Source organism: Bifidobacterium sp. B4111, assembly GCF_026537235.1.
Classification (GTDB): domain Bacteria; phylum Actinomycetota; class Actinomycetes; order Actinomycetales; family Bifidobacteriaceae; genus Bombiscardovia.
Window position 1 is genome coordinate 233990 of record NZ_JAFNMO010000001.1, and the last position, 23052, is coordinate 257041.

Sequence of the window (23052 nt, forward strand, 5' to 3'; positions counted from 1 at the left end):
CCAATGACAATCTGGTGTCTTCAGATGCTTGTCTTTGCAGCTCGAGGGTTTTGTATCCCGAACTTTCTTGATAGTCTTAGGAGAAGGACAAGCCCCGAATCTTGTCGGGGCCGTCCTCTCGTCGCCTAGCTCTAGCATCCATGATTCACCGATGCAATAGTACGGCTTCACATGAAAGCCGGGGGAAAAGAGCTAGGCGCGTTTTCAAATCGGATCATGGAGCACTTGTGAATGGGCATCCATCCTTCAGTGTCAGCAGGCTGATATGCATACACAACCTGGGCTTAAGCGTGTCGCACTGATCCGGAAACGATTCCGCAGAACCGCTAAGTATGTGAATAGAGAATAGAAAAGAGTACGGGACGCGCTCGAGTTGGAGCCGTCAACATATGCCAGGAAACTATACGCATATACATCTCCTCTGGAGCTGCAATCAACTCAGCCCCTGTAGATCTCTCGTGTATACGTCCCCCGTATATCTGCTCCTAATGATACACCCTGACAGGGGTGTGTCAACGCTGGACCTGGCGCGCCGATCTGCTCTGATCGGGGCCTGCGCCAGCGTTGCGTATGGTATGCAAATAACGGTAGATGCTGGCGGAGGAGACCTCGAGAGCCTGGGCAACCGTGTCCACTGCGCCCTTGATCAAAAAGACCCCCGAGCCTTCAAGCCGTGTGATCAGCTGCAGTCGTTCCTGCCGGTTCACCCTCGCCGGAGGGACTTCCAGCTCAGCGGCGAAGTCGGCGATATTATGCGTTACCAGTTCGTTTGTATTCACCGAGAGCACCTCACGGGTCGATTGGTCGCCCACGGTCTTGTCGTTCAGTCGGACAGCGCCCGAAGTCGGCTGGGCGCGGCCAACTTGAGCATCCGATTTCTCCGACGCGGTCCCCCTGTCCTTCAGCTCCGCAGCAGGACCGGTCAGCCCCAGGGCATCCAGATAAGCGCTTGCCTGTCTTAGCTGCTGACTGGCCTGCCGGAAGGCGGAATTGTCAAAGTTGATACAGAGAAAGCCGATCACCCGTCCTCTCGCATCTCGTAGAAAGAAAGTAGAAGAAACCATGGGGTGTCCCTGGATGGTATAGCCGGTGTAATGGGTCAGGTAGTCGCGCTGTTCGTATTTGTGGTTCTGCCAGATGCGCAGGACTAGGTCGGTGGCGGGGCTGCCTATGGTGCGTCCGCTCAAGTGGCCGTTGGCGATGGCCACAACCGAATGCGAGAAATCCTTGACGCTTTGAAGAACCACTTCCGCGTTGGGCCCAAGAATCTCACCTAGGAAGTCCACTAGCGGGATGAAAGGACGCAGGGCCGGCGAAACGGGCTTTGAATCTCCCATTCTGGTCACCCCCCATCAGCTGGTTCAAGGCAGATAGTACCATCGTTGCTTTGCTATTGGCCGCGGACACTCGGATCCAGCCCACAGCTGTAGACTGACGGAAGGTCGCTGCGAGCGCGTCTGCACGGGATGAGAGGTTGACTATGGCATACGATTTCACCAGCATTATGGATAGGCACGGCAGGGACGCCATTGCGGTTGACGGGTTGGGTGCCGAGCCTGGATTTGCCCCCGAACCTCCCAAGGAAGGCTTCGATGTCATCCCCATGTGGGTGGCGGATATGAACTTCCCGACGGCACCTACTATCCCCGAGGCCATCATCGAGCGCGCCAAGCACCCGGCATTCGGCTACTTCAGCCCTACTGAGGAGTACTACAATGCCATCATCAACTGGCAGCGCACCCGCAATGGCGTGGAGGGCCTGATGGCCGAGGACATCGGCTATGAGAACGGGGTCCTGGGCGGAGTGGTCTCCACGTTGACCGCTTTTGCCGCGCCTGGCGATGCAGTATTGCTCCACAGCCCGACCTATGTCGGCTTCACGTCCTGCATCGAGAACAACGGCTACCACATCGTGCACAGCCCGCTGAAGAAGGACGAGCAGGGCGTCTGGCGGATGGACTTCGAGGACATGGACCGCAAGCTCAAGGAGAACAACATCCATGTGGCGGTCTTCTGCAGCCCGCACAACCCCTGTGGCCGCGTCTGGGAGAAGTGGGAGATCGAGAGGGCCATGGAAGTATATAAGGACAACGACTGCGTGGTCATCTCCGACGAAATCTGGTCAGACCTGACCCTGTCGGGCCACAAGCACATTCCCACCCAGTCGGTCAGCGAGGATGCCCGCAACAGGACGGCAGCCTTCTATGCGCCCAGCAAGACCTTCAACCTGGCCGGGCTGGTCGGCTCCTACCACATCATCTACAACAAGTATCTGCGCGACAGGATTGTGGCCAAGGGGTCCAAGGCCCACTACAACGACATGAACGTTCTGTCCATGCATGCCCTGATCGGGGCCTACAAGCCCCAGGGCCAGGAGTGGGTGGACGAACTCCGACAGGTCCTGACCGGGAATGTGGACTATGCCTTCGATTACATCCGGCAGCATTTCAAGGGAGTCGAGCTCTCCAAGCCCCAAGGCACCTACATGCTCTTCCTTGATTGCACGCAATGGTGCAAGAATCATGGTCTGAGCCTGGATCGGCTGCTGAAGCGTGCCTGGGATGTAGGCGTGGCCGTCCAGGACGGGCGGCAGTTCAAGGCTCCCTGCGCCATCCGCATGAACCTGGCCCTGCCTTTGAGCCGTGTCCAGGAGGCCATGGATCGTCTGGACAAGTACGTCTTCAACGCCTGAATGATCATGGACTCTCGCCGTCGGGCAGAACCGATCAGCGAGGGTCCATCATATGTGGGCGAATCCTGGCGGGAGGCTCACTGGAATTGCATACCGCCGTCCACGATCAGGGTCTGGCCGGTGATGTAGTCAGAGTCGTGCCCGGCCAGGAAGGCTACGGCATTGGCCACGTCCTCCGGCTCGGAAAGCCGTCCCAAGGCGATGCCGTCCGAGAAGGTGGACATGCCCCACTCGTCATCCTTGCCGGCGTTGACCCCCACCTGATGAGCGATGTCCATCATCATGGGCGTCTTGACAATGCCGGGGGCATAGGCGTTGGCGGTGATGCCCTCCTTGGCCAGATCACGCGCCGCCACCTGAGTCAGGCCGCGGATGGCGAACTTGGTGGAGGAATAGAGCATCAGGTTGGGGTTGCCCACCACGCCTGCCTGGCTGGTGGCGTTGATGATTTTGCCCCCGTGGCCCCGGTCGCGGAAGGCCTGAACGGCGGCCTGCATCCCCCAGATGGTTCCTGCCACGTTGACGTGGTACACCTTGTCAAACAGCTCTGGAGTGATGGACTCGATGGGGGTGGTCGGTCCGAGACCAGCGTTGTTGACGATCACGTTGAAGTCGCCCAACGTGGTTGCGGTCTTCTCAACGGCGGAACGTACCTGGACACGGTCGGTCACGTCCAGGGTGACGGCCACGGCCCGTCCGTCTGATTGGTTGATGGAGTCGGCCACTGACTGGGCTTTATCTGTATTCATATCCGCTACAGCCACGGCGAACCCGTCCTTGGCCAGACGGCGGGCAATAGCCTCGCCGATCCCCTGAGCCGCCCCTGTAACGAACGCCACTTCCTGCTGCATTGCTGCCCTCCTGTGTTGGCTTGCCGGGCCGTTCGGTCCGACTTTTCGATTCTAAAGGAAGCCCGACCGGCCACCCCGGTTGGCGGATTCGGCGTGTGGCGCAAGGGGATCGCGTTCTCCCGGGGATGCGCTAGACTATTACGCGGTTGCCGGTTCACGTCCGCCACAGGGGCGGTCGACCCGGGGCCCTTGGATCTAGGAGTAACCATGAAGCAGGGAATTCATCCCGATTATCATCCCGTTGAGGTCACGTGCTCGTGCGGCAATACCTTCATCACCCGTTCGACCGCTCCCGGCGATCATATGACGGTTGATGTCTGCTCGCACTGCCACCCCTTCTACACCGGCAAGCAGAAGATTCTGGACACCGGTGGTCGCGTGGCTCGGTTCGAAGCCCGTTACGGCAAGAGGACCAAGTAGCACTTCCAACGCCAGTCCCTTCCGGGTCGCTCTGCTATGCCCGGTGGGGACTGGCGTTTTTTATGACTTAAACCATGCGGATGAGCGAACGGGAAGAGTGCAGATGAGCGAGGAGCAGTTTCCGGCGGCGGTGGCTGCCGTCGAGGAGTATGGTCGCCTGGAAAAGCAGATGAGTCAGCCCGAAACGGCTTCAGACCCGGTGCAGATCCGCAAATTGGGTCGCAGACACGCCGAGCTCGCTCCCATTGTTGCTGCCTACCAGGCTTATCAAGGCGCCTTGGAAGACAGCCAGGCGGCCGAACAGATGGCACGGGAGGATCCTGGCTTTGCCGAAGAGGCTAAGGCTGTGGCAGACCGCATACCGGATCTGGAGCAGACCCTGCGCACCGCTCTTATTCCGCGTGACCCAGATGACGGCCGCGATACGATCATGGAGATCAAGGCTGGCAGCGGCGGCGAGGAGGCGGCCCTCTTCGCTGGCGATCTGATGCGCATGTATGTGCGTTATGCCGAAAAACGCGGTTGGACCATCGAAATCATGAGTGAGAACCGAACTCAGCTGGGCGGGGTCAAGGATGCCCAGATGGCCATTCGTGCTCGCGGTCAGGTGGCTCCTGCAGACGGCGTCTGGGCCTCGCTCAAGTATGAGGGCGGCGTTCATCGGGTCCAACGCATCCCCGTCACCGAGTCTCAGGGTCGCATTCAGACTTCAGCCGCTGGAGTCATTGTCTTTCCCGAGGCTGACGAAGACGACAATGAGATCGAGATTGACCCCAAGGACCTCAAGATTGACATCTTCATGAGCTCCGGACCAGGAGGACAGTCCGTCAACACCACATACTCCGCTGTGCGCATGACCCATATTCCCACCGGCATTGTGGTCTCCATGCAGGATGAGAAATCCCAGATACAGAATCGTCAGGCTGCCCTACGGGTGCTCAAGTCGCGTCTGCTGGCCATGAAGCATGAGGAGGAGGCCGCCCAAGCCGCCGACATGCGCCATTCCCAGGTCCGTTCTCTGGATCGGTCTGAGCGTATCAGGACCTACAATTTCCCCGAGAGCCGGATCGTGGATCACCGCACCGGCTACAAGGCCTATAACCTGGAACAGGTGTTGGACGGCGACCTGCAGGCCGTTATCGACTCTGATATTCAGGCCGACGAGGCCCGCAGAATGGCTTCGCAGGGGTGAATCAACAGGGGCATGGGACCAGTCTGGCTGGGCTGGTTGATAGCGGCCACCGCCTGCTGGCCCAGGCCGGCGTGCCTACCCCGCTCAATGATGCCAGGCTGCTGCTGGCCGATGCCCTTGGGTGCGATCTGCACCAGCTGGATCAGGCTCTGCTTTTGAAGCGGACTGCTGAGGAACTGCTGACGGATGAAGGCGGGCGCAGACAGGCTGATGGTTTTCGGAGGGCGACCCTGGACCGTTATCAGTCCTATCTGCAGCGGCGAGCCGGACGTGAACCCCTGCAGTACATTCTTGGCCACGCCTACTTCCGTTATTTGGATCTTCGCCTGGGGCCGGGGGTCTTTATCCCACGTCCTGAGACCGAAACGGTGGTCCAGGCGGGAGTGGAGGCCTTGACCGGAGTGAATCATCCACTGGCAGTGGACCTGTGTTCTGGCAGCGGGGCCATCGGCCTGTCCTTGGCTATCGAGGTTCCAGGATCGCAGGTTAAGGCCGTGGAAGTGGACAAGGAGGCATATCGGTGGGGTGCGCTGAACGCCACCGATCAGGAGGCTGCCATCCGGGAGTCTGGGTCCGATTATCAGCTGCTGCTGGCTGATGCCACGGACCCCGCCACCCTGTCTGATCTGGATGCCAAGGTGGATCTGGTCATCAGCAACCCTCCCTACGTCCCCATGGATGCGATTTCTAGCCAACCCGAGGTGCGTGACTGGGATCCTGACCCGGCCCTCTATGGTGGTTCACCTGACGGGTGTCTTTTGCCCTTCCGCATTCTGGACAAGGCCATGGTTTTGCTGGCCCCCGGTGGTCTGCTGGTCATGGAGCATGATGCCTCCCAGGGGCCGGCCATGGTTGCTGCTGCACTGGAGCGGGGATTTGTTCAGGCACGCACTCATCAGGACCTGGCTGGTCGAGACCGCTACCTGACAGCCCGACGGCCAGTCCATGCATCCTGGCGACCTGCCTTGGTCCTGGGATAGATTAGTAGCTGGTCACATGAACATGTCGAACCGAGAGGTCGTGATGCAGGGTATGAGCCGGGTGATGACCTATGACAGCCGGTCGCCGCAGTTGCTGGCCCAGGTGGTGGCTGCCGGAGGGCTGGCGGTCATTCCTACCGACACGGTCTATGGCATCGTCTGTGATCCATGCAATGATGCGGCCATCGATAGGCTCTTCCAGGCCAAGCATCGTCCCAGAACCAAGTCCATTCAGGTGTTGCTGGATGGGGTCGAGGCCATGGACCGGTTGGATCTTAGCCTGCCTGCCCCTCTTGATCGCCTGGCTGACGCCTTGTTGCCGGGTCCTTTTTCGCCTATTGCCCAAGTGGGGCAATCCTGCCCTCTGCGCACCCCTAGAATGGAGCCCGATGGCTCCACCCAGGCCGTCAGAGTACCCGATTCTCCTATCTGTCGGGCGCTCCTGCAGGTGACTGGACCTTTGGCCGCTTCTAGCGCCAACCGATCGGGGAATCCCAGCGTGGAGACCGTGCAGCAGGCCAGAGCCGAGCTTGGTGATAGCGTCGACCTTTACCTGGACGGGGGACCGACCCCTGGCTCAGTGGCCAGCACAGTGGTGGAAGCCGACAAGACTGATCCTGATGGGATGCATGTGTTGCGGCAGGGCGTAATCGGCGAGGCCCGGGTCCGTGCTCTTCTGTCGGGCCGGTCCAGCGGAGGGGAGGGCCAGTGAGGGTATATTTGTTCATTGCTGCCATCGCTGGCGGGGCCACCTGGCTGGTCATGCCCATGATTCGTCATCTCGCCATCCGGGTTGGCGCCGTAGGCGTGGTCCGCGCTCGCGACGTACATAAGGTGCCCACCCCTCGGATGGGCGGCTTGGGCATGCTGATCGGATTTGCCGTAGCCATGTGCTTTGCCTCCCGCATCCCATTCATCACGGGCCTCTTCCAGTCCGGGCATCAGGCTTGGGTTATCCTGGCTGGGGCCGTAGCCATCTGCCTGCTGGGCATAGCCGACGATCTTTGGGACCTGGACTGGATGCTTAAGCTGGCCGGCCAGCTGCTGATTTCGGTCTTCGTCTCCTGGGGCGGTATCCAGATCATCTCCCTGCCTCTGGGATCCTTGGTGGCGGCATCGCCCAGCCTGTCCATGGCCATAACGGCATTCCTGATCGTGGCCTCCATCAATGCGGTCAACTTTGTGGATGGACTGGACGGCCTGGCTGCAGGCATCGTGGCCATCGGGGGCATCGCCTTCGCCATCTACTCCTATATAATCGCCCGCATCTCGCCCGACTACGCCTCTTTGGCCACCCTGATCGACGTGGCAATGGTGGGCATTTGCGTGGGATTCCTCCTGCACAACTGGCATCCAGCCAAGCTTTTCATGGGAGACTCAGGATCCATGCTGCTGGGATACCTGATTACCTGCGCCTCCATCGTGGTCACCGGTCGGCTGGATCCGGCAACTATTCATGCCAGCATCTATCTGCCGGCATTCATGCCCATTCTTCTGCCCATCCTGGTGCTTTTCCTGCCTGTTCTGGACATGTGTCTGGCCATCATCCGAAGGCTCAGCCATGGGCAATCACCCATGCACCCCGACCGCATGCACCTGCACCATCGCATGTTGCGCATAGGTCACACGGTTCGTTCCGCGGTCCTTATTCTCTGGGGCTGGGCCGCACTGATCGCCTTCGGTTCGCTCTTTATTCTATTCTTCCGTCTGCGATATGTCCTGATTGGTCTGGTCCTGGCCGCCATACTGCTGACCTTCGCCACCCTCTACCCCTACTACCGTCGTCGACTTCCCGAAATCAGGCGCGAGAACGCACTTCTCGCTGACCAAGGCTCGCAGCATGTGGCCAGACCGCCCTGGCATCGCAAGAGCCGCCATGATAAAGATGAGGGCGATTAATTCACTGGATGAAATAGTGCGAACACGGTACCGTTAACGGTCAAGAAGCACTTGTAGCATGGTGCTATGGCTAAGGAAAACCCACAAAGCGAACCCTCCTCCTACACTCAACTGCCCGACGCCTTCCAGAAAATTGGTCTGGCCTATGATGACGTCCTCCTGCTGCCCAACGAATCCGATGTCATTCCCTCCGAGGTGGATACCACCACCCGGCTGACTCGGAACATCACCATGAAGTCCCCGGTCCTCTCGGCTGCCATGGACACGGTCACCGAGGCTACCATGGCCGTGGCTATGGCCCGCAACGGCGGCATCGGCGTCCTCCACCGCAATCTCAGCATCGAAGATCAGGCCAATCAGGTCGACATCGTCAAGCGGTCCGAGTCCGGCATGATCTCCGACCCCCTGACTGTCACGCCAGATGCCACACTGACCGACCTGGACAAGCTTTGCTCCACCTACAAGGTCTCCGGTCTGCCCGTGGTGGATCGTCGGCAGCGGCTGGTGGGCATCATCACCAACCGTGATATGCGTTTTGTCAATCCTGCTGACTTCGACCGGCTTAAGGTCAGCGACATTATGACCAAGGACCATCTGATCACCGGTCCGTCCGACATCACCAAGGAAGATGCCCACCAGCTTCTGGCCAAGTACAAGGTGGAGAAGCTTCCCCTGGTTGATGACGAGGGCAAGCTGACCGGGCTGATCACCGTCAAGGACTTCGTCAAGACCGAGCAGTACCCCGAGGCGACCAAGGACGAGCGTGGCCGGTTGCGTGTGGCTGCGGCCGTCGGTTTCTTCGGTGATGCCTGGCAGCGCATCACCGCTCTAGCCGATGCCGGGGTTGACGTTCTGGTCGTGGACACCGCGCATGGTCATGCCAAGCTCATGCTGGACATGATTCGCAGGATCAAGGCTGATCATGCCTTCGACCATGTGGATGTGATCGGCGGCAACGTGGCCACCCGCGAAGGTGCCCAGGCTCTGATCGATGCTGGTGTTGACGCGGTCAAGGTCGGCGTGGGCCCCGGCTCCATCTGCACCACTCGCGTGGTTGCTGGCGTGGGCGTGCCCCAGCTGACTGCCGTCTACGATGCCGCGCTGGCCTGCCGTCCTGCCGGCATCCCTCTGGTGGCCGATGGCGGAATTCATTACTCGGGAGACATCGCCAAGGCCGTCGTGGCGGGAGCCGATTCGGTCATGCTGGGGGGTCTGCTGGCAGGTACCGAGGAAGCCCCTGGCGAGAAGGTCCTCCTGCATGGCAAGCAGTACAAGGTCTATCGGGGTATGGGATCGCTCGGCGCTATGGCCCCGCGCGGCAAGAAGAGCTACTCCAAGGACCGCTACTTCCAGGCCGACGTGACAAGCTCCGACAAGGTTGTGCCAGAGGGTGTCGAGGGCGAGGTGCCCTATCGCGGTCCGCTCAACTATGTGCTCTACGAGCTGGTCGGCGGCCTGCACCAGACCATGTTCTACACCGGTGCCCGCACCATCCCCGAGCTGCAGCGCAAGGGCAGGTTCATTCGGATCACCGATGCTGGTCTGCGTGAATCGCATCCCCATGACATCGTCATGACCAAGGAGGCCCCCAACTACTCAGGCTTCCACAACTGAGCCTACATAGGCAGGTGATCGGCGCAGGGTCTCATCATGACCTGCGCCGATTGCTTATCTCAAGTCAGTCATGGTCCGGTCGGTTGTGCTGGCGAGCACTCCGCCGGTCACGTGCTGGCGGTATCTTGTAACGTTCCGCCCAAGGCGGCGGAAGGAACGACCCGGGCAGCAACCCGGATCTGAAAGGCATACAGATGAGCGATAAGAATGAACTGACCTTCACTGCGGAGGAATCCCGCATGATCTGGATAGACTGCGAGATGACCGGTCTGGATATCTTCCATGACGAGCTGTGCGAGGTCTCCGTGGTTCCCACCGACTTCAACATGAAGGTCCTGGACAAGGGCATCGATCTGGTCATCAAGCCCTCCCAGGCGGCCCTGGACCATATGGGGGATTTCGTCAGGAAGATGCATACCTCCTCCGGCCTGATCGAGGAGATGAAGACCGGCCTTGACCTGGAGGATGCCCAGCGTCAGGTGATCGAGTACGTCAAGCCCTTCTTGCCCAAGAACGGCAAGGCTCATCTGGCAGGCAACTCGGTGGGTTCTGATAAGAAGTTCCTTGACAGGTACATGCCCGACTTGATGAATCTTCTGCACTACCGGGTCATTGACGTGAGCACCCTCAAGGAGCTGTCGCGCCGCTGGTACCCGGACGTCTACAAGAACAAGCCGGCCAAGCATGGCGGTCACAGGGCCCTGGCCGACATCATCGAGTCCATGGACGAACTGCGCTACTACCGCTCCATGTTCTTTGTTCCTGCCCCCGGACCTGATCAGGCCCAGTCCAAGGCCGGAGCGGAACAGATCGAGCAGACCAGTCTTCTGCGCCATTACGAAGAGTCCGGCAATCCTGTCGAGGATGCCAATAAGCCTGAGAAGACCGACTACTGACAGGCGTGGCCATGTACCTCTGACGTGGCACCATGGAAGCATGCAACAATCCGAAGCCTTGACCATATTGAGTGCGGGGGCCAATGCCTTCATCACAGGTGCCCCAGGGTCAGGCAAGACTTTTGTGCTCAACGAGTTCGTCCACCAGGCCCGGCAGGCCGGAGCGGTTGTGGCGGTGACAGCCTCGACCGGAATTGCCGCTACGCACATCAACGGCCAGACTATCCACTCCTGGAGCGGTGTGGGAATCGCCACCTGTATGACGGAATCGCTCTTGAAGCGGATCAAGACCCGTCGTCGCAGGCAGATTGAAGGCACCGACATCCTGGTCATCGACGAGGTCTCCATGATGCACGCCTGGCTCTTCGACATGGTGGACCAGGCCTGTCAGGCTGTTCGCCACAGCCCCGAGCCTTTCGGAGGGATCCAAGTGGTCCTTTCCGGGGATTTCTTCCAGCTGCCGCCGGTGACCCGGTCCAACCGAGCTGCAGGGATACTGCCCAGCCCCGAATTCCAGGCTGCCCGGGAACGCTATGCTCAGGTTGGCAAGGATCCGGACGGGTTCGTTACCGAATCACTGGTCTGGCGGGAACTGGACCCCGTCATCTGTTATCTGACTGAGCAGCATCGCCAGGACGATGGTCAGCTGTTGACCGTCCTGACTGATATCAGGGAGGGCGGCGTCACCCAGGAGGACCATGAGGTCCTGGCTGCCCGAGTCGGCGCAGTGCCTGCTCCTGGACAGGTCGCAGTCCACCTCTTCCCGGTCAACAAGCAGGCCGACACGTTGAATGACCAGCGCCTGGCCTCCATCGACGAAGAGGCCCACCATTACCAGGCCACATCCCGGGGCGAGACAAGGCTGGTTGAGCGGCTGAAGAAGAACATGCTGGCCCCCGAGGATCTGGCCCTGAAGACCGGAGCGGCGGTCATGGCTCTGCGCAACGACCAGGATCATCAATATGTCAACGGCTCCATAGGCACAGTCAGCGGATTCACCAGCTCGGCCAAGGGGGGATGGCCGATTGTCTCCTTCCAGAATGGCAATCTGGTCACTATGAAGCCGGCCGCCTGGGAGACTATGGATGGGGATACGGTCTTGGCCGCCGTCAATCAGGTTCCCCTTCGCTGCGCATGGGGGATCACTATCCACAAGTCCCAGGGGATGACCTTGGACAGGGCAGTCATGGACCTGAGACGGACCTTCGCGCCAGGGATGGGCTACGTGGCCCTCTCCCGTGTGGAAAGTCTGGATGGGCTCTACCTGACGGGCATCAATGAGCACGCCTTCCTGGTCTCTCCCGATGCCGTCGTTCTGGATACTGGTTTGAGGGCCGAGTCCAGGGCGGCTTGTGCCCGTCTGAAGGATGAGGGTTCTGAGTCCTTCACCAAGCGGGCCGTCGGTCAGGAACCAGAAGACGAATTCAGCCAGGACCAGCTTTTCTGATAGGTCGTCCTTATCGGTCTTGGCCCGGTATGGTTATTTGGGTAGTTCGAGACGCCATGACAGGCGAACCATGTCTCTAAGGTTGATTCCGTTCTCGCAAAATAATTCCGTTCAATGCGGTCCATGCGAAACCCGCATGTCTGGTAGAAGCAAAGGGCCCCAAAACTGGTGGATCCGGTGCCGACTTCCAGTCTTCTCAGGCCCAGCCTGACAGTCTCCATCTTGGCTCGGTCTATTAATCTACTTCCAAGCCCCTGTCTGCGATAAGCGCGGTCCACACTGATATCGGCAATTTCCACGGTATCCGTGTTTGGTCTGACAAGCAGCATGACACCGGTCAGAGCTTGTCCCGTATGGATTTCATAGGCGCGGGAATGGGTGAAAACGTCACGAATTATCCGTTCTGAGGGATCGGCCTCCAGGAGTAGCGTCAAGTGCTCTGCGTCGAGGTTGGTAAAGGTCTGGATGGTCACACCCGGCTCTGAAGACATAGGTGCCCGCCTTATCCTAGTAAATCAGAAAACCTGTTTGTACAACTATCATATCTTGGCTGTCCTTATGGAGGAGGGATAGAGCTAGATAGATGCCAGATGTCAGGCTGCGGATTTACCGACCTTTCCTGTATGTGCTGTCTGGCTTTTGTTTCGGTTTTTGCGAATTGTCATGTGGCATCCTCAATGGCTGCTTGTCCCTTTGCGCGCATATCTTTGGGAGGTATGAGAACCAAAGCCATGCGCATGTCAACCCTCTTTCTGCGGACCCTCAGGGAGGATCCGGCCGACGCCGATGTGGACTCGGCCAAACTCCTGCAGCGGGCCGGATACGTCCGCAAGGTGGCTCCTGGCATTTTCACCTGGCTGCCCTTGGGTCTGAAGGTCCTTGACAAGGTCCAGGCTGTGGTCCAGGAGGAGATTAATGGCATTGGTGCCCAGGAGGTCCACTTCCCGGCCCTGCTGCCTCGTGAGCCCTACGAGGCCACCCACCGCTGGGAGGAGTACGGCGAGAATCTCTTCCGCCTACAGGACAGGCACGGCGCTGATTATTTGCTGGCTCCCACCCACGAGGAAATGTTCACCCTTTTGGTCAAGGACATGTACTCCTCATACAAGGACCTACCGGTTGTTCTCTACCAGATCCAGACCAAGTACCGCGACGAGTTCCGTCCCCGCGCCGGGCTGATCAGGGGTCGCGAGTTCATCATGAAGGACGCTTATTCCTTCACCGTGGACGAGGAGGGGCTGAAGAAGGCCTACCAGGATGAGCGCGGCGCCTATGAGCGAATTTTCAAGCGTCTGGGAGTCAATTACGTGATCGTCCACGCGGTTTCCGGGCCTATGGGGGGATCCGAGTCCGAGGAATTCCTGGCTCCGCTGCCCATAGGCGAGGACACCTTTGCTCTGGCGCCCTCGGGGAAGGCATGGAACGTGGAGGCGCTGACCACACCGCGTCCCGATTCCGTCGACTACGCTGAGACCCCGGTTATGCAGGAGCTGGAAACTCCCGACTCGACTACTATCGACACTCTGGTGGAGCGGTTCAACCAGCTGCATCCTCGTGAGGACGGCCGTGACTGGACCGCTGCCGATACTCTGAAGAACCTGATTGTGGCCGTCAATCACCCTGCGGATGATGACCATCCCGATGGCTGGCGGGAGCTGGTGGCCGTTGGCCTGCCGGGCGACCGTCAGGTGGATATGAAGCGGCTGGAGGCCCAGTTCGCCCCGGCCGAGATCGAGGAAGCCAGTGAGGCTGACCTGGCTGCTCACCACGAGCTGGTCAAGGGATACATTGGTCCTCGTGTTCTGGGCCCTCAGCGTTCGGACACCGAGTCCGCAGCCCATATCCGCTACTTCCTCGACGCCCATGTGGCCCCTGGCTCAGCCTGGGTGACCGGGGCTGATGCCCAAGGCGTGCATCTGGCCAATGCGGTCTATGGGCGCGACTTCCGAGCTGACGGAGTGGTGGAGGCAGCCGAGGTCCGTCACGGGGACATGAGCCCTGACGGATCAGGGCCGCTCAGCTTCGAGCGTGGCGTGGAGATAGGCCAGGTCTTCCAGCTCGGACTGAAATACTCTGACGCGCTGGGGTTGAAGGTCCTGGACCGCAACGGCAAAGCGGTGCCGGTCTGGATGGGCTGCTACGGCATCGGCATCTCCCGCGTGCTGGCCTGCATCGCCGAGATGCATCACGACGATAAAGGTCTGGCCTGGCCCAAGGCTGTAGCTCCTGCCGCGGTTCATGTGGTGGCCACCGGCAAGAAGCAGGAGGCCTTCGATGCTGCTGAGAAGCTGGTTGCCGGCCTGGAGGACCGTGGCGTTGAAGTTCTCTACGATGACCGGCCCAAGGTGTCTCCGGGGGTCAAGTTCAAGGATGCAGAGTTGATTGGGGTGCCCTTGGTCGCTATTGCCGGTCGCGACACCATCGCCAACGGCACTATTGAGATCCGCAACCGCGACGGCTCGGATGCGCAAGCTGTTCCTGCTGATGAGGCCGCTCAGACGATCGTGGATCGGATTGCAGCCCTGCAGTAGGGTATGCATGCCGCACTCATAGTGCACTATAGAGAGGTGGAGCCTTGGTCACACCATGATGTGACCAAGGCTCCACCTCTTGGTTGTATTGCTTTGGGGTCAGGAATCTATCCGGTCAGATGCGGAGCAGAATGGGCAGGTGATCCTGGCGCTCGCCGGTGTCCACGGGTTCGCTGGTACTGACCTGGTCAGCGATCCGGTTGGAGGTCAGCCAGTAGTCGATGCGCCAGCCGGAGTTGTTGATCTTGCTCTTCGGGGCCCGCTGGGCGAACCAGGTGTAGACGCTGCGGTGGTCGTTGTAGAAGCCTGCGGCATCGCCATGAATCTTACGGAAGGTGTCGGTGAAGCCTGCATCCAGCAGAAGGCCGAACTTCTCGCGCTCCTGGTCGGTGAAGCCGGCGGAATGGTGGTTGGAGGCCGGGTTGGCGATGTCGATCTCCTCGTGGGCCACATTGAAGTCGCCACAGGCCAGGACCGGCTTGCGGGCATCCAGTTCCTTCAGGTAGTGACGATAGCAATCGTCCCAGATGCCGCGCGGCTTGAGCCTGACCAGTCCCGATCCGGAATTGGGAGTGTAGACCGTGGTGACGAAGCAGTCCGGGAACTCCAGGGTGAGCATGCGGCCCTCGTCGTCCATGGTGTCTGGAGCTCCGATGCGGGGGCGGGTCACGGTAGGTTCTGGCAGGCTCTTGCGGTAGAGCATGAGCGTGCCTGCGTAGCCTGTGCGGGCCGGAGCCTCGGAGCGACGGTCCACCTCATGGTAATCGGGGAAGTGGCGCATGAGCGCCTTAAGGATGCCCGCGGATTTCTTCTGGTCACCGTTGAGTTTGGTCTCCTGAATGGCTACGACATCGGGGTCCAGATCCCGGATGGTCTCCACCACCTTCAGGGAGAGGGCGCTGCGGCTGCTCTTGCCCAACAGGGCGGCGTTGAGCGAATCGATGTTCCAACTGACCAGCGTGTGAACCATGACTGCGGGTCCTTCCAAACCGTGCCGATATATCTGCTCTCACAGTTTAGCCCAGGACCAATGTTTCGATGCCCTTGCGCAGTGAAAGAGGTATTGCCAAACCAGCCATGGGCAGGGTTGTCCACCACGCGAAACAGACCGAGCTCATTCGGCCACAATGACTTTCGGGTCAGGTGCGGGGACGTGCGCGGAGGCAGGATGGATTCACCGTTCGACGGAGGGTCCCTGGCCGGGGCCAGTCCCTTCCCCCGCTCCGATTATCCGCGCTCTGGCTAGGGATTCTCCGTCGGACGGCTTCACCGCCACGCAATGAGCAATCGACCGGTGGGTTTACAGCGCCGGATTCATGACATCGACAGAGAGGTTCCGATATGTCCATCAACGAAATAAAAACGACCGTCTTCGGCTTTATGGGAACCCAGCCAGCCCGTCTGGGACAGCCGGGAACCACACCAGTCTGTTCCTTCAGGCTTGGCTCTACGCCGGCTTATTACGATGCTGCGGCTGGCGTATGGAAACGAAAATCCACCACCTGGCTGACAGTCAAGGCTTTCAGGACCCTGGCGGTTAATGCTCTGGCCTGTCTGCACAAGGGCGATCCGGTCATGGTGACGGGATCCTTGGTTACGGAGGAGTGGACCAGCGACGGCCAGCCGCATAGCAGTCTGGTCTTGGTAGCGGATGGCATCGGTCACGACCTGGCCAGGGGACAGGATACCTTCACCAGGATCCGATCGGGTACTGCGCCCATCGATGAGGGGGCCGCCGGTGCGAATCCTTGGACCACTCCGCTGACATCTTCACCCTCTGAAACCGCCCCAGCATCATCGGTGTCATCTGCAGCCAAGCGGACACCAGTGGGGGCTTCCAATGCTGGATGAGCAAAGGTTGTTTCGGCCGAGCAGGACGAAGGCGGGAGGCCGGCTGATTCCAGTCGACATCCCGCCTTGGTCAACAGGCTGATTGAAACCGTCAACCGATGATTTCAATCAGAACAGGCTTACCAAATCTTGACCCTTGCCTCGGGTTCCAGCCACATGCCGTCGTCAGCGGTGATGCCGAAGGCCTGATAGAAGCGATCCACATTCCTGACGATGCCGTTGGTGCGGAATTCAGCAGGGGAGTGGGGATCAATCTGCAAATACTGTTCAGCCAGCTGATCCCTGTTCTTGGTCCTCCAGATGGAGGCATAGGACAGGAAGAACCGCTGCAGGCCGGTGTAGCCGTCCATGACCGGAGCCGAGGCCAGCGCCTGGTCCATGGCCACATCGTCTGTCCCTGCTGTGCCGCCCTGCCGCTTCTGCAAGGAGAGGGCGTAGGCCTTGATGGCGATGTTGACGCCTCCCAGGTCTCCGATGTTCTCGCCGATGGTCAGCGCCCCATTGACATGAGGTGCTTGCTCGGGCTTGTCGGCGTACTTCTCGGCAAGTTGTTGGGGCACGAACCCGTTGTACTGTTCGATGAGCGCCTTGGTCCGCTGCTCGAAGTTCTCACGGTCCTGCGGGGTCCACCAGTCTTGCAGACGTCCGTCGCCGTCGTACTTGGAACCCTGGTCGTCGAATCCATGGCCGATCTCGTGGCCGATGACCGACCCGATGCCTCCGTAGTTGACGGCATCATCGGCTTCGGGGTTGAAGAAGGGCGGCTGCAGGATAGCTGCGGGGAAGACGATGACGTTCAGAGTGGGCTCGTAGTAGGCGTTGACCGTCTGAGGGTTCATTAGCCACTCTTCCTTGTCCACAGGCTGCCCGGCCTTGCCGAACTGGTAGCCGGACTCGTAGAGGTTGGCCCGCCGCACGTTGTCGACCAGACCCAGCTTTTCGTCCACAGCCAGGGCCGTATAGTCGCGCCAGTGTTCGGTGTAGCCGATCTTGGGCGAGAATTTGTCCAGCTTGGCCAGAGCCTTGACCTTGGTCTGTTCGCCCAGCCAGTCACTGGATGTGATGGAGACCCGGTAGGCGTCGATCAGATCTGAGACCAATGCCTCCATGCGGGCCTTGCTGGAGGCAGGGAAGTGCCGGCGCACATATTCGCGTCCGACCTCCTCGCCGCAAATGCCGTTGACCAGGGAGACGGCTCGTTTCCAGCGGTCCCGCATCTTGGTCGTGCCTGAAAGGACCTTGCCGTAGAAGTCGAACCTAGCCTGATCGAAGTCGCTGCTGAGCAGACCTGCCCACTCGATCAGGGTGTGCACGCGGGCCCAAAGTTTCAGATCCTCCAGGTCGCTGGTCTTCCATAGCTCGTTCAAACCCTGCAGGAAGGAGGGTTCGTGCACGATGGTCCTGGACAGGGCCGTGCTCAGATCGACCGGCTGCATATTGGCGACAGGGCTGGAGGCATAGGCTCTCTGCCAGGATTCGATCCAGGTGTGCAGATCGAAATCGGCGAGCGTTGACTCCAGGTCAGCCAGGGTGGTGGGATTGTAGGTGCGATCCTCATCTCGGGTGGATACGTTGTCCCAGTGGCGTGCCGCTATGCGCGTCTCGACCTCAAGGAAGGACTCCGCCTGTTTGTGAGCATCCTCCTGGTCGTCGGCGTAGCCGGAGAGCCTGAGCAATGAGGCGACCATGTCGGTGTAGGCCTGGCGGACTGGAGCGTAGCTCTTGTCCCGGTAGTAGGCCTCGTCGGGGAGTCCCAGCCCGGCCTGCTCCATATGAGCTACGTTGACGCCGGCGTTGCCTGGATCGCCATAGATGGCGATACCGAACAGATCGGGGCCGCCAGTCGGATTGAGTCGGCCGAGCAGGCTGGTCAACGCCTTCTTGTCGGGCACAGCATCAATGGCCTGCAGGTCGGGGCGGATGGGTTCCATTCCCGCCGCCTCGATGGCGTCGGTGTCCAGGAAGCTGCGATAGAGCAGGGCCGACTTGACGGCCGTGGATTCCGGATCCTCAAGGATTTCGTGGATCTGTGCCTCGGCATCCTCGGCAAGCTTGTCGAAGGAGCCGAACCGGGAGCGGTCCTCGGGCAGACTGTAGGTGTCGATCCAGGGGCCGTTGACAAAGCGAAAAAGGTCGTCTTGTGGCCGAATGACCGAAGAGAAGGAGGCCGGATCGAGTCCGGAGGAGGTCGTGGATTCAGTAGATTGTGCCATGCCACAAGCCTAGCCATCTTTGGTGACATGCCATGCCCTGTGGTCACCGGAGATCGGCGGACCGGCGAATCATCCGCCGAAGGGAAAAGCCGCGATTGCCTCCGTTGGTGATTTACACTTGAAAGACGGTAACGGGGCGGGCCATAGGCTGCCCTGAGCGAGAGAAAGAGGACGGTATGACGGATCCCATGCAGGGCGGTCAGCCCAACCAGTACGGTGGTCAGGATTCTGGGCAGAATGGCGGCCAATACCAGAATAATTATGGTCAGTATGGGCAGTACCCCGGCTATCAGGGGCGCCCGCCACGGATGGATCCTTTCTCCATGATTGCCGAGGATCTGGGATTCAGAACCCTGAGGGCCATCCGCGTCATCATGGGTGTCATGGGCGTGATTGGAGTCATCCTGGGCCTGGCCCTTCTGCTCAGGCCGGACAAGACCCTGATCGCCGTGACTGTGGTGCTGGGCATCTACTTCATCATCTCCGGCGTGGTCCGTCTGGCTACCTCCATCGTGACCAAGGGACTTCCAGGCGGTTGGCGTGTGCTAGGCGTCCTCTTTGGCGCTCTGATCGCTGTCGGCGGCATCGTGATTGTGAGGAACACGGCCCTGTCCGCTTCAGCGCTGACCCTGCTGGTCACCATCATCGTGGGCATCAGCTGGATCATGGAGGGCGTAATGAGTCTGGCCGCCTCCTGGGGGCTCCCGCATTCAGGCTGGGCCATTTTCTCGGGCATCGTCTCCATCATTGCCGGGATCATCGTCATGGTCTACCCGTTGAGCTCCGTCATCTTCCTGGTTATTTTCAGCGGGTGCGCTCTTCTGGTGCTGGGAGTCGTCTCTATTATCAGGGCCTTCACCTTCGGCCGGAACTGAGAGCCGGACTCGTCCGACTGACCCGATAATACTGAGAGGTAGTACTTGGGCAGGATCCCAAGGGATGGCACCTGCGGGCACCAATCATGAAAGGACGCAGAGGATGATCGAGCTCAAAACCAAGCAGGAGATCGAACAGATGAAGCCGGCGGGTAGGTTAGTCGGCAGCATCCTCAAGGAGCTCAAGGCCATGAGCAAACCTGGGGTCAACCTCCTGGAGCTGGACGACTACGTCAAGGACAGGATCAACTCCCGCAAGGGAGCCACCTCCTGTTACGTGGATTATGCGCCTGATTTCGGTACTGGACCCTTCGCCCACTACATCTGCCTATCCGTCAACGATGCCGTTCTGCATGGGGTGCCTCATGACTACAACCTTAAGGACGGCGACCTGCTTTCCCTGGATCTGGCCATCAACGTGGACGGATGGGTGGGCGACTCAGCCATTAGCTTCGTGGTGGGCGAGCATGCCGATCCAGAGGATCTGCGGCTGATTCGGACCACTGAAGAGGCTTTGAAAGCGGGCATCGCCCAGGCTCAGCCTGGCAACCGCCTGGGTGACATCTCCGCTGCGGTCGGTCAGGTTGCCCACGAAAACGGATACAGCGTCAACCTGGAGTTCGGCGGCCACGGGGTAGGGCGGATCATGCATGGCGATCCCCATGTGCCCAACGATGGCACTCCTCATCACGGTTACAAGCTGCGCCCCGGTCTGGTCATCGCCATTGAGCCTTGGTTCCTGGCGACCACCGATCAGATTTATCAGGATCCCAAGGATGGATGGACCCTGCGTTCTGCAGATGGATCGCGCGGTGCCCACAGCGAGCACACCATTGCCATCACCGAGCAGGGACCTGTCATTCTGACGACCAGGGACTGATTCGAGGGCTGTCAGGACTATATAAGGGGCCGAGGAATGTCCACAATGTGGATGTTCCTCGGTCCCTTGTCTGATGCCGTCCTTTCTTCCTTGGAATTGTTACTTGCAGGCTGGTGCGGGAAGGCAGACGGCCCTGCCTTAGGCTCGCAGGTCGTGACCAGGGACGGACGGATTCCTGCTTGCGGTTACAAGCCGGTAATCGAAGTCGTGATTGTTTCTGTTAGCATATCGGCAATTCCACGCCGGTACAGGTGCCGGTAGCCAGATCTGGCATGGCCGTCGACTCTCATTGGCACCTCACTGGTTGATTGACAGGAGGTGCGTGGTGTCTACAGCACGGTTGTCCATCGGTTCCGACCAGGTTGATCTGCCATTGGTTCGCGCCACCGAGGGGCCCGACGGCATTCTGGTCTCCTCCCTGCGCAATGACGGCTGGGTCACGCTCGATCCCGGCTTCCAGACCACGGCTCAATGCGTTTCAGGAATAACCTTCATTGACGGCAAGCGGTCCATACTGCGCTACAGGGGCTATGCCATAGAGGACTTGTGCGCCCAGTCCAATTTCCTCGAAGTGGCCTGGCTGCTGTCCCATGGCGAACTGCCTGATGCCGAGCAGTACAAGCGGTTCCGCAGCCATGTTCTGGGTCACACGGTCGTAGGGGAGGACTTCCGTCATCTGCTCTCGTCCTTCCCTCGCCAGGCTCATCCCATGAGTGTGCTGGCTGCGGCGGTCAACGCTCTTGCTGGCTTTCATCCGGACACTTGTGACGTAGACGATCCCGAGCAGTTGGATGAGGCCAGCGCCATCATCATGGCTAAGGTGCGTACTATCGTCTCCCTGATCCACCGTCGTCGTCGCGACCAGCCCCTGCTCTACCCGGACAGGAACTGGGGCTATGTGGAGGACTTCCTGAGAATGAGCTTCGCCATGCCTTACCAGCCTTATCAGGCCGATTCTCTCAAGGTGCAGGCCCTCGACAAGCTTCTGATTATCCATGCCGACCATGAGCAGAACTGCTCCACCTCTGTGGTCAGGATTGCCGGATCGGCCAGGGCCAATCTGTATTCGGCAGTGGCTGCCGGCATCAATACACTTTCAGGCCCCCTGCACGGCGGCGCCAACGAGGCTGTGCTGCGCCAGCTGAAGAGCATACGGGATTCCGGTCTGGGTGTGCGAGGCTATGTGGACCAGGCCAAGAGCGAGGGGCGGAAAATTGCAGGTCTGGGCCACCGGGTCTATAAGTCCTATGACCCGCGCGCGGCAATAGCCAAGCAGTGGCTATACAAGCTCATGGACGAGCCCGACCAGGATAGGAATGCTGAGGATGCAGAACTCTTCGACGTGGCCTTGGAGCTTGAGGACCTGGCCCTGCATGACGACTACTTCGTCGAGCGGCACCTCTATCCCAATGTGGATTTTTACACCGGGCTTATCTACCGCGCCATCGGCTTCGACCCGGAGATGTTCACCACGCTCTTCGCCTTGGGTCGCATCCCCGGATGGATCGCCCAGTACCGGGAGATGCTGGACGATCCCGACACGAAAATAGGTCGACCCAGGCAGGTCTATACCGGTCAGGGACCACGTGACTACCTGCCTATAGGAGAGCGCTGAGTCCTATGTCCGCCTGGGCTCAGTTGGCGTGCAGCCGCTCGTTCAGCTCGATCCCCTTCTTGCGGGGCAGGGCTCTGACCTGGCCCGTGCGGGAGTCGCGGATGAAGAGCAGATGATCCCTTCCGCTGAGTTCCGCCCCCTTGACCTCCTGGTCGCCCAGGCCGATCTTGGTACCGGCGGTGACATAGAGTCCGGCTTCAACCACGCAGTCGTCGCCTAGGGAGATGCCGATGCCGGCGTTGGCCCCCAGCAAGGAGTGCTGACCAATGGAGACCCGGTGGCGGCCTCCGCCGGACAGGGTGCCCATGATGGAGGCACCGCCACCGATGTCTGAACCGTCGCCGACTACGACTCCCTGGGAGATCCGGCCTTCGACCATGGAGTGGCCCAGAGTTCCAGCGTTGAAGTTGACGAAGCCCTCATGCATGACCGTCGTTCCCGGAGCCAGATGGGCGCCGAGCCGAATCCGGTCGGCGTTGCCGATGCGGACCCCCTCGGGAACCACGTAATCCACCATGCGGGGGAACTTGTCCACGCTCAGCACCGTTACCTGTGTCACCGGGATGCCCGGCATGGACCGGCTGGTTGTAGCCATGACCGCTGACCTGCGCAGGGCGAAGTCCTCCACGGCGAAGGGTCCGTAGTTGGTCCAGACCACCGTGTTGAGCTGTTCGAAGATCCCGTCCAGGTTCATGCTGTTGGGAGGGGTCAGGCGCATGCTGAGCAGATGAAGCCGCAGATAGGCGTCGGCTGCATTGGTTATTGGGCCATCCAAATCGGCCACAGTGAAGACCGGAACCTTTCGGATGCCGCGGGCGTCGGGCTGGTTGTTGACTTGGTCGCCAAAGTCGTGGTTGGGACGGTTCGCCGGGGTCGGCGGTGTCGAGATCTCGGCCTTGGGGTACCAGACGTCCAGGATCCGGCCCTGCTCATCCTGGCTGGCCAGGCCCCAACCCCATGCGGTGCGTGCTGTGCTCATCGTTCCTCCTTCTGGCTGTGCAGTCATATTGACATAGGTTGTCTTACAGGATAAACCGCTCGACGCTCAAACACAGACGGTCCGTCCGACAGTCGGCTCTGGGTGGTCGCCAGCCAG

The 23052-nt window shown here is 60.0% G+C and carries 20 protein-coding genes; 14 read left to right on the plus strand and 6 right to left on the minus strand.

The features are described 5' to 3' along the window. Positions 1 to 512: 512 nt before the first annotated feature. Positions 513 to 1337, minus strand: coding sequence for a helix-turn-helix transcriptional regulator (locus J3T93_RS01100; protein WP_267430210.1), 825 nt, complete (start codon positions 1335 to 1337; stop codon positions 513 to 515). Between the two features lie 143 nt (positions 1338 to 1480). Between J3T93_RS01100 and J3T93_RS01105 the strand changes: the two genes are divergently transcribed. Then, positions 1481 to 2692 (plus strand): MalY/PatB family protein, encoded by a 1212-nt coding sequence (locus tag J3T93_RS01105; RefSeq protein ID WP_267430211.1) that lies wholly within the window; start codon positions 1481 to 1483, stop codon positions 2690 to 2692. 77 nt (positions 2693 to 2769) lie between these two features. On the opposite strand, the gene J3T93_RS01110 is transcribed toward J3T93_RS01105, so the two are convergent. After that, positions 2770 to 3543, minus strand: coding sequence for a (S)-acetoin forming diacetyl reductase (locus tag J3T93_RS01110; protein ID WP_220236181.1), 774 nt, complete (start codon positions 3541 to 3543; stop codon positions 2770 to 2772). Between the two features lie 207 nt (positions 3544 to 3750). Between J3T93_RS01110 and rpmE the strand changes: the two genes are divergently transcribed. The 8 genes from rpmE to J3T93_RS01150 all read left to right on the plus strand — a co-directional run bounded on the left by rpmE (position 3751) and on the right by J3T93_RS01150 (position 11991). Beyond that, positions 3751 to 3963 (plus strand): 50S ribosomal protein L31, encoded by a 213-nt coding sequence (gene rpmE / locus J3T93_RS01115; RefSeq protein WP_015022244.1) that lies wholly within the window; start codon positions 3751 to 3753, stop codon positions 3961 to 3963. A 103-nt stretch (positions 3964 to 4066) separates the two neighbouring features. After that, positions 4067 to 5155 (plus strand): peptide chain release factor 1, encoded by a 1089-nt coding sequence (prfA, locus tag J3T93_RS01120; protein ID WP_267399543.1) that lies wholly within the window; start codon positions 4067 to 4069, stop codon positions 5153 to 5155. After that, a complete protein-coding gene (prmC, locus tag J3T93_RS01125; protein ID WP_267430212.1) occupies positions 5152 to 6135 on the plus strand; it encodes a peptide chain release factor N(5)-glutamine methyltransferase in 984 nt (327 codons plus the stop codon). The genes prfA and prmC overlap by 4 nt, the downstream gene beginning before the upstream one ends. Before the next feature lie 52 nt (positions 6136 to 6187). Next, complete coding sequence (locus J3T93_RS01130) at positions 6188 to 6847, plus strand: L-threonylcarbamoyladenylate synthase (RefSeq protein WP_220237448.1); 660 nt, start codon at positions 6188 to 6190, stop codon at positions 6845 to 6847. After that, entirely contained in the window at positions 6844 to 8034 is a 1191-nt protein-coding gene (locus J3T93_RS01135; RefSeq protein WP_267430213.1) for an MraY family glycosyltransferase, read from the plus strand. Before J3T93_RS01130 ends, J3T93_RS01135 begins: the two co-directional genes overlap by 4 nt. Before the next feature lie 66 nt (positions 8035 to 8100). Beyond that, entirely contained in the window at positions 8101 to 9648 is a 1548-nt protein-coding gene (gene guaB / locus J3T93_RS01140) for an IMP dehydrogenase (protein WP_220236177.1), read from the plus strand. 194 nt (positions 9649 to 9842) lie between these two features. Next, on the plus strand, positions 9843 to 10544 hold the full coding sequence (orn, locus tag J3T93_RS01145) for an oligoribonuclease (protein WP_220236176.1): 702 nt from the start codon (positions 9843 to 9845) through the stop codon (positions 10542 to 10544). A 40-nt stretch (positions 10545 to 10584) separates the two neighbouring features. Beyond that, entirely contained in the window at positions 10585 to 11991 is a 1407-nt protein-coding gene (locus tag J3T93_RS01150; protein WP_267430214.1) for a PIF1 family DEAD/DEAH box helicase, read from the plus strand. On the opposite strand, the gene J3T93_RS01155 is transcribed toward J3T93_RS01150, so the two are convergent. Continuing rightward, entirely contained in the window at positions 11949 to 12482 is a 534-nt protein-coding gene (locus J3T93_RS01155) for a GNAT family N-acetyltransferase (protein WP_267430215.1), read from the minus strand. The genes J3T93_RS01150 and J3T93_RS01155 overlap by 43 nt on opposite strands. A 225-nt stretch (positions 12483 to 12707) precedes the next feature. Between J3T93_RS01155 and J3T93_RS01160 the strand changes: the two genes are divergently transcribed. Continuing rightward, complete coding sequence (locus tag J3T93_RS01160; RefSeq protein ID WP_267430216.1) at positions 12708 to 14522, plus strand: proline--tRNA ligase; 1815 nt, start codon at positions 12708 to 12710, stop codon at positions 14520 to 14522. A gap of 115 nt (positions 14523 to 14637) precedes the next feature. Here J3T93_RS01160 and J3T93_RS01165 read toward each other — a convergent pair whose 3' ends face one another. Then, positions 14638 to 15492, minus strand: coding sequence for an exodeoxyribonuclease III (locus tag J3T93_RS01165; protein ID WP_267430217.1), 855 nt, complete (start codon positions 15490 to 15492; stop codon positions 14638 to 14640). Positions 15493 to 15863: 371 nt separating this feature from the next. Between J3T93_RS01165 and J3T93_RS01170 the strand changes: the two genes are divergently transcribed. Then, positions 15864 to 16373, plus strand: coding sequence for a single-stranded DNA-binding protein (locus J3T93_RS01170; protein ID WP_267399553.1), 510 nt, complete (start codon positions 15864 to 15866; stop codon positions 16371 to 16373). Positions 16374 to 16492: 119 nt separating this feature from the next. On the opposite strand, the gene J3T93_RS01175 is transcribed toward J3T93_RS01170, so the two are convergent. Continuing rightward, positions 16493 to 18586 carry a M13 family metallopeptidase gene (locus tag J3T93_RS01175; protein WP_267430218.1) on the minus strand — a complete coding sequence of 698 codons (2094 nt, stop codon included), beginning with the start codon at positions 18584 to 18586 and terminating at the stop codon, positions 16493 to 16495. Positions 18587 to 18762: 176 nt separating this feature from the next. Between J3T93_RS01175 and J3T93_RS01180 the strand changes: the two genes are divergently transcribed. The 3 genes from J3T93_RS01180 (at position 18763) to J3T93_RS01190 (ending at position 21956) form a co-directional block, all read left to right on the plus strand. Next, positions 18763 to 19461: an HdeD family acid-resistance protein gene (locus J3T93_RS01180; protein ID WP_267399556.1), complete on the plus strand. Its 699-nt coding sequence runs from the start codon at positions 18763 to 18765 to the stop codon at positions 19459 to 19461. Positions 19462 to 19564: 103 nt separating this feature from the next. Beyond that, a complete protein-coding gene (map, locus tag J3T93_RS01185) occupies positions 19565 to 20341 on the plus strand; it encodes a type I methionyl aminopeptidase (protein ID WP_267430219.1) in 777 nt (258 codons plus the stop codon). Between the two features lie 325 nt (positions 20342 to 20666). Beyond that, entirely contained in the window at positions 20667 to 21956 is a 1290-nt protein-coding gene (locus J3T93_RS01190) for a citrate synthase (RefSeq protein WP_267430220.1), read from the plus strand. A 19-nt stretch (positions 21957 to 21975) separates the two neighbouring features. Here J3T93_RS01190 and dapD read toward each other — a convergent pair whose 3' ends face one another. Then, on the minus strand, positions 21976 to 22935 hold the full coding sequence (gene dapD, locus J3T93_RS01195) for a 2,3,4,5-tetrahydropyridine-2,6-dicarboxylate N-succinyltransferase (protein ID WP_267430221.1): 960 nt from the start codon (positions 22933 to 22935) through the stop codon (positions 21976 to 21978). Between the last annotated feature and the right edge of the window lie 117 nt (positions 22936 to 23052).